The sequence below is a fragment of the Mesorhizobium sp. B2-7-1 genome, assembly GCF_006440735.1.
In the GTDB taxonomy this organism is placed as follows: domain Bacteria; phylum Pseudomonadota; class Alphaproteobacteria; order Rhizobiales; family Rhizobiaceae; genus Mesorhizobium.
Window position 1 is genome coordinate 1 of record NZ_VFUA01000180.1, and the last position, 7186, is coordinate 7186.

Consider the following 7186-nt stretch of genomic DNA (forward strand, 5'->3'; position numbering starts at 1 on the left):
GTTCTCCCTTCCACCGCAATGAATCATCAAACCGTCAGTCAGGGAATCCCGAATCTTTTAAAAGGCGACGTGCTTTAAGGCGCATCAATCACTCGCTGCGGCTGTTGCCGCAGCCTATGGCTGGCCATCCGATTTGGAAGACGACGAGATTTTATCGCGGCTTCTTGCGCTGAACGCTGTGAGATCGTCTCACTAAAGAGCTAGCCCGAGCTTACTGATAGGATGAGAATGAGTTTCTCATGTCTTCATCGCAATCCAGTACCGCCTGGATGATCACCAGCCCATGTTGAAGCAGGAATGTGTCCCGTTCGATCTTTTTGGATTCCGGTGCGAACCCTTTGCCCCCGTGAAATAGGTTGTTCCTCACACGCGTCAACCAGATTAAAAGTCTTTCGCTTCGCATGGGTTCTTGCTGAACTGTTTCTTTCCAATCCGGTTTCTTGCCGTCCCAAATTTGCTTTTTCGGGGGTTCGTTTTCGTAATACGCAACGGCTTTTTTCAATGTGTCATCCGATGCAATCCGGGTCTCAAAATCGGAATTGATGCGTCCCGCTAAACTGCCGTGGGCGAGTTTGAGTTCGATCGGTGTCGCTGATTTTTGGACGTGACCATTATCTTTCGCGGCATATTCAAAGCGGGAGTAGATTAGGAAGAAATCAAGTGCCAGTTGCAGGTCGATTTGGAGATTGCCGACGGCCCGCTTCGCTAAAGGATGCATCGTAGTTCTCCGGGAGTTCAGCTATATGCCGGCGGGCTCGGCCCTAACAACAGACGCGCGAGGACGGACGCTCACAGACAATTCAACCTCTTGTCCAAGTGAGGTCAGAACTATCATCAGGCGGTCCAATGTGAATCGTCCGAGGTTGGCGCGACGTATACGGGAAAAGTCAGCATGGTTGATCCCGGTGGCGTCTTCCGCTTTGCGCGTCGTCCAGTTGCGCTCGTCCAGAATCTTAATGATCTCGGACGCCATAAGAGCTTTGGCCTGCAAAAGGTCGGCGTCATCGCGATTGAAGTCGCGAAACACGTTGCCGCTACCGTGGACCAATTCCATGTTGTCTTCTTTTTTCGTGCTCATCTCAGCATCTCCTTCAGTCGTTTTATCCGATCAAGGATCAGGTCGATCTCCTGTTTGGGTGTTTTGATTCCGCTCTTCGACTTCTTTTGAAAGGCGTGGACAACCCACAAGGCGCCTTCAAACTGAATAGTGTAGACCGCGCGATAAGCGTCGGTACGGTGACGTAAAGCCACCTCATAAACGCCAGGTCCTAAGCCCTTCATCGGCTTCGCGTTGCTGGGGAAGCCACCGTCGGCGGCGATCGTGAGAGCCGCCAAGACCTCGTCCTGGGCGTCCTTCGGAAAATCCTCGAATGCCTTTAGGGCGGCTTTAACCCATGATACCGGCCTGGTATCGCGGTACGTAATCATCTATCACCATGTTGGCAAATTTGCCACCAAATGTCAAGGGCTGAGCTAGTGACCTTTCAGGCTTAGGCCGGTGCAGCCTTAAACATGAGCCTGCGTTGGATTGAAACGCTCTTATCGCTTCGAAACAGCGGCAGAAGCGGGTACGATCACCTTGGACAATCTAGATTCTGAGAACATCGTGAGCGCCAACTCGCCAAGCACCAGCGATATCAAACGCCTATTTGCCCTCTCGGGAAACCGTTGCGCTTTTCCAAAATGCAACGCTCCAATGGCTATCGGTGAAACGCTGGTCGGTGAGATTTGCCACATCAAAGGAGCCCGGCTTCGCAGCTCGCGACATGATCCAGATCAACCTCCAGAGGAGAGGCACGCATTCGAGAATCTCATCTTAATGTGCCCGACGCACCATACGGTCATTGACGATGACAAAGAGTCATACACAGTTGACCGGCTTATTCGCCTGAAGCGCGACCACGAAGACCACGCGAAACCAGTAGAGGAGGGCGAAGCTGATCGGGTGGCGCAAGTCTATGTGGAAAGTGTCGTAGCCACCGGCCAGAGCGGCGGTTTCGCCGCGCATACTGTCCATGCAAATACCATCACCGTGCAAACCACCCACAGCGCTGGGCATTTATCCAGCCGTCAGATGGCGGCTGTCGAACGTCTCTGGGAGATAGTCAGAGGCCTTGGCAGCGAGTTCAGTACCGTTGTTTTTATCGACTCCATCCTATTGCCAGAGGAAATGGACGACTACTTCAAAGGCAAGGAGACGCCTCCTTTGATGGATGCGCTTCTCGAATACAAAAGCCCGAATGTGCCTATCGACAAGTTGACACGTGCAGGGGCCAACGAGGCAGCCAAGGAGAGACCCTTTGTCAGTCCTCGCCTCTGGTCAATCTACTATATTATCCACGCTATATATGGTCGCAGCGCGTTTCTCTTGGGCAACTCGTTCAAAGAGAGACGGCTCAAACATTGGCGGGACGACAATGGTTGCGACCAGTTGCTAAGATCGGTACTCCCGGCACAAGCCGTTGATCACGCCAAAGGCCTCTCGTTTAATGGGCTACGGACAGCGATTGATATGCTCGAATCTCAGTTTCTAACCGAAGCAGGCATGAATAAGACTCAGTGATTTGGTTGCTTCTAGGCACGGTCGAGAAGATTTCGCGAACATGGTATTCTGGGGCGAATCTATAAGGAGTCTTCCACTGGTTAGCATCGTTCACCTGGAACCTGGCAAAGGCCCCCCCGAAGAGCGGCATGTTCGGGTTGTTGTTCACCGTGATGGCTTCGGCGAAAAGGGCTATTTCTTTGACAGCGCCAAAGGAGATTACGGCGGCAGTGGGCCATTCGACTGGCGCAAGGATGAAGCGCTCGATCGCGCTCAGGATTTTGCCGCCACGAATGGCATCGGACTTTTGGTCATCGAAGGCAGATTGCAGCGATGACACCTCGTGTGCCGATCGCACAGCTGGTTCAGCGAATACATTTCGAAGATTTTGGTGGTGCCGAATTTGAACGGCTCGTTTTTGCGTATCATGTCCGTGCAGGATGGCGTGAAGTCGAATGGTACGGCCAAACCGGTAGCGATCAGGGCCGAGATATCGTGGGAGAGTGTGCCGACGATGTGGGCAACTTCAGGCGTGCCGTCATCCAATGTGTCAATCGCGGCAGTCTCACGCAGGCGAAAGCCAAGATGGATATTGATAAGGCTCTATCATTCGATCCTAGCATTGCAAGCTTTAAGTTTGTGACGCGAGGCACGGTGTCCGCAGCGCGCAGAAATGCGATAAAAGCTTTTAGTGACAAGTGTGGTGTCAATCACCTGACAATCTGGTCGGGTGCGGATTTCGAGGAGAATCTTCGCCTTATCGGCGAAGATCTCTTGCGCCGCTTCTGTATGGGAGAAGCCTTTCCCGACGGCGCCGAAAAGCTCCGAAGTTTCGCAGATGACTTTCCCAGCCTCGGGGACGAGGAGTCTTTGGCACAGATGGCTGCCGTTTTTGATCGGCCCGCGTTTCGGACCCCATTTTTCCGAGAATGTTCGCTTCATGCATTCCAGCAGGCAGTTGAGGATACCATCGCTGCGCTAAATACGGGCCTGTGGCGAACCCGAGAGGGAGAGGACATTCGCCGTATTCCCTCTGTTCACCATCTGCGGAATCCTGTTGCGAAAAGGCATGTCACGCGGGCGATCCAGCTGGTTGATGAACTCCGACGCACGTTCGTCTCGGGCCTGCGCGATGGCACGATTAAGCCTTGTGGCTGCGGTAATCCCAGTTGCACTATTTTTATGGTCGAACCATCAATGGGGGAGCGGCTCGACAGGATACGCTCGGACGCGTTGCAAACGTTTCATTCGGCGTGGCCTGGATTTGCGGTAGCGTTGGAATAGAGTCGTTCCGACAGCCCAATCTTGCCCCTATGGGCTGAAACCGTGTTGGGGTTAGATGGCAAGCCATAGAGCCCGTTTTTCGTACATTGCGGAAAATGGCAGCCAAGCTCAAAAGCTCGCCTAATATTGTCGTCTCTGGTACGCTTTTCGAATGCTCAAACAGCTTGCGGCAAATCTCGAACAACTGGACCTTGCCTACGATCATTTGATGCTGGGCGATGCAAATAATGCACGTTTTGCGCTAATGCTGACGGACAATGCGATCGAGATAACGCTGCATCAAATTGCCGAGCGGCAAGCCGGCTCAAACAGGTCCTGGTCCCGCGACAAAGAATTTAAATACGAACGTGAACTCGCGGATGCGCTTGGGCGCAATTTTGAGCCGAAGGTGAAATTCGCACGCCTGATGGGCCATTTCTCGCAGGAGGTTGGCGAGACGATCTTCACAGCGCATGGCTATAGGAACGAGGTCTATCATATCGGTGTGAAGCATGAAGAGCTGCTTCCGGCGCTCAGTCGGTTTTACTTTTCTGTCGCATGTGATGTGCTGGCAACCCTGAAATCCATCGGGATCGGCTGGGGCTCAAATTTGAAGATTCCTGAGCGTGCCAAAAAATATTTTCCGAACCATGATAGGCGTTTCATGCCCGGCAGTTGGGAGGAATACAGGGCCGGGTGTTCGTTGTTGGCGAGCAAAGTGAGCGGAAGCGATGAGGCCTTAAGGGCACATCTCGCATCGCACATGGACCGCGTAATTACGGAGAAGGACGATTTCATCAAGTATCTACAGGGTGGCTATCCGCGTGACGAACGTCCGACGCGGGAGCAAATTGTGATCGACTGTCAGGCGTGGCCGGTGACATTCAGCGATGCTGGAAAGGCCTTCCTACGATCCAATCCGCCACCAGGCAAAAGTGTCCATGGTTACGTTCAATGGATTGGCGAGCACTATCCATTTCAATATCGGAATGATCCCATTCCTTCTTGGCGCAAGCGTCTCCTGGGCGTGCGCGGGGAGAAAAATCCGCACAGGGCGCTTCGAAAGTATCAGATGTTTATGGATGAAACTTCAGCCGTGCGCGGCTGGATTGACGAAGCCACATCTGCGCTCGACGCTCGCGTTGAGGAAGAGATTGAACGGATGCGCGGCAACTAGGGTCATTGCCGTTCAGGGAGTGGCAGTCCCTTTCTCGCGAAAGCGTTGAAGATACGCAAGCGTGCTGTATGGCAGCACACAGCTTGCGGTACGTGACTTTTATTTCCCTAATCTAGACCTATCTATTTGGACTGCATGTCTTCAATTGCCATGCGACCAGCCTCTTTTTCATGGTGAGAGCAAATCAGATGGGAATTGTCAATTTGGGACGAGAACGCCGGGTGAAATTGGAGTATTACTAAATTTGGAGGGGCCGCCATATGATAATTGCCGACAACGAGACCGCCGTTGACTACCTCTACTATGAGACGGTGGCCAAGACCGTAGTCACGCTGATTAAAGCAAATTCCGGAGAACCACTTACAATTGGCCTTCACGGCGACTGGGGCGCGGGCAAATCAAGTACCCTGCTTATGGTGGAAACAGCTTTTGGCGGGGACGACAGAACTCTGTGCGTCCGATTCAATGGCTGGCTGTTCGAAGGTTACGATGACGCCAAGGCGGTGCTGATCGAAACCATAGTAGCGGAGCTGTTAAAGAAACGGTCCGGGATAACGAAGGTCGCGGACAAGGCCGCCGAAGTCCTGAAGAGCGTGAACTGGTTCAAAGTTGCCCGTACAGTGGGCGGCGCGGCGCTGAGTTTTGCCACCGGCTTGCCCAATCAAGATATCATTCGGGGCATTAGTAGTGTTGCCCAGGGTGTCATCGCAAATCCATCCGCAGCCCTGACCGGAGAGATGTTCAACAAGGTCTTGGCGGGCGCAGCCGATCATTTCAAGGCGTCTTCTCCAGCCGAAACAGCTCCGCAGCGCATGCATGCGTTTCGAGAAGATTTTGCAGAACTGCTGGAGCGCGCTGACATAGATCGGTTGATCGTGCTGGTCGATGATCTCGATCGGTGCCTGCCGACGACCGCGATTGCGACGTTGGAAGCCATACGTCTCTTTCTCTTCGTCCCGAATGCGGCCTTCGTTATTGCAGCAGACGAGGGCATGATCGAATACGCCGTCCGCAACCATTTCCCGGACCTGCCGGCGTCCACGGGGCCGAACAGTTACGCTCGCAGCTATCTGGAAAAACTGATCCAGGTTCCGTTTCGAATGCCCGCACTCGGATCGGCTGAGACGAAGGTCTATCTCACGCTCTTGCTGTATCTGAGCAGTGGCGTCGATCCGTCCTCGGACGAGTTCGGGAAGGTCTTAGAGGTCGCGCGTGAAAGTTTGAAGCGCCCGTGGTTGGGGACCGGTTTTGATCGTGCTGCTATTGGGAAGCAACTGAAGCCGTTGCCTTCCGAGCTGGATGCCGCGTTGCAGGTGGCAGCCGAGATCACACCGATCCTGACCGAGGGAGCAAGAGGCAACCCACGGCAGATCAAGCGGTTCGTGAATACGATGGCGCTCAGGGTGGCGATTGCTGAGGAGCGTGGTTTTCAGGACGAAATAAAACAGGCGGTGTTGGCGAAACTGATGCTCGCCGAGCGTTTCGCCCCTGAGGTCTTTGACGCGATAGCGCTCGACGCTGCGGCCGAAGGCTCGAACATCATGGCCGAACTTGAGGGCGGCGGGGAGAAGGGGACCTCGAAGAAAGGCCCCGTGAAGAAGGGGGCGATCACTGAGTCCTCAATGGAGACGTGGCCGAATATCGAATGGGCCAGGCGTTGGGCGAAAATTCAACCTTCACTCGCAGGCATCGATCTTCGGCCATATGTATTTGTCAGCCGTGATCGTCGTGCCGCGTTTACGGCCAGCCTCATATTGGGGCCCCTGGAAGATTTGATCGAACGCTTATCCTCCGTCAGCCTCACAATCGCGCAGGTACCGAAAGCAGAGCTTGGCGCTCTTTCCCCAAGCGATGCTGAACGTGTCTTCCAGGGATTGATAAGTAAAATCGACGCTGTGCCCGACCTTGAGGCGCGTCCGGTTGCGGCAGAGGGGTTGGCTGCTCTGTGCGGCACGCGGGTAGAACTCAGAGAACCACTTATCGGCTACCTCGGGCGTCTTCCGGTCAGCAAGATCGGCCCATGGGTTGTCAACGGCTGGGGCGCAGCGGTCGAGGGAACTCATGCAGCATCGTTTGCAAACCTCATCAAGCAATGGTCGGAACAGGACCAAAACAAAAATCTTCGGACGATCGCCGCGATGCAGCGGAAGACCGCAAAACCGAGGGCTCGGTAGCTATGGGAACCTCCGGCAGAAATCCCGGAT

The 7186-nt window shown here is 54.1% G+C and carries 8 protein-coding genes; 5 read left to right on the forward strand and 3 right to left on the reverse strand.

All coding sequences use genetic code 11. The annotated features are described in order from the left end of the window. Window positions 1-211: 211 nt before the first annotated feature. The 3 genes from FJ471_RS33730 to FJ471_RS33740 are packed head-to-tail and all read right to left on the reverse strand — an operon-like array spanning window position 212 to window position 1428. Window positions 212-718 (reverse strand): hypothetical protein, encoded by a 507-nt coding sequence (locus FJ471_RS33730; protein ID WP_140810681.1) that lies wholly within the window; start codon window positions 716-718, stop codon window positions 212-214. Between the two features lie 21 nt (window positions 719-739). After that, complete coding sequence (locus tag FJ471_RS33735) at window positions 740-1078, reverse strand: helix-turn-helix transcriptional regulator (protein ID WP_140810688.1); 339 nt, start codon at window positions 1076-1078, stop codon at window positions 740-742. Next, entirely contained in the window at window positions 1075-1428 is a 354-nt protein-coding gene (locus FJ471_RS33740) for a type II toxin-antitoxin system RelE/ParE family toxin (RefSeq protein ID WP_140810696.1), read from the reverse strand. The genes FJ471_RS33735 and FJ471_RS33740 overlap by 4 nt, the downstream gene beginning before the upstream one ends. A 100-nt stretch (window positions 1429-1528) precedes the next feature. Here FJ471_RS33740 and FJ471_RS33745 point away from each other — a divergent pair, with 100 nt between their 5' ends. The 5 genes from FJ471_RS33745 (at window position 1529) to qatA (ending at window position 7156) form a co-directional block, all read left to right on the forward strand. Next, window positions 1529-2563 carry an HNH endonuclease gene (locus FJ471_RS33745; protein WP_140810698.1) on the forward strand — a complete coding sequence of 345 codons (1035 nt, stop codon included), beginning with the start codon at window positions 1529-1531 and terminating at the stop codon, window positions 2561-2563. Window positions 2564-2603: 40 nt separating this feature from the next. Beyond that, window positions 2604-2879 (forward strand): hypothetical protein, encoded by a 276-nt coding sequence (locus FJ471_RS33750; RefSeq protein ID WP_140810701.1) that lies wholly within the window; start codon window positions 2604-2606, stop codon window positions 2877-2879. Then, window positions 2876-3826, forward strand: a complete 951-nt coding sequence (locus FJ471_RS33755) for a hypothetical protein (protein WP_246684911.1) — start codon at window positions 2876-2878, stop codon at window positions 3824-3826. The genes FJ471_RS33750 and FJ471_RS33755 overlap by 4 nt, the downstream gene beginning before the upstream one ends. Window positions 3827-3977: 151 nt before the next feature. Further along, window positions 3978-4982, forward strand: coding sequence for a hypothetical protein (locus FJ471_RS33760; protein WP_140810705.1), 1005 nt, complete (start codon window positions 3978-3980; stop codon window positions 4980-4982). Between the two features lie 260 nt (window positions 4983-5242). Then, window positions 5243-7156 (forward strand): Qat anti-phage system ATPase QatA, encoded by a 1914-nt coding sequence (gene qatA, locus FJ471_RS33765; protein ID WP_140810712.1) that lies wholly within the window; start codon window positions 5243-5245, stop codon window positions 7154-7156. Window positions 7157-7186: the final 30 nt, after the last annotated feature.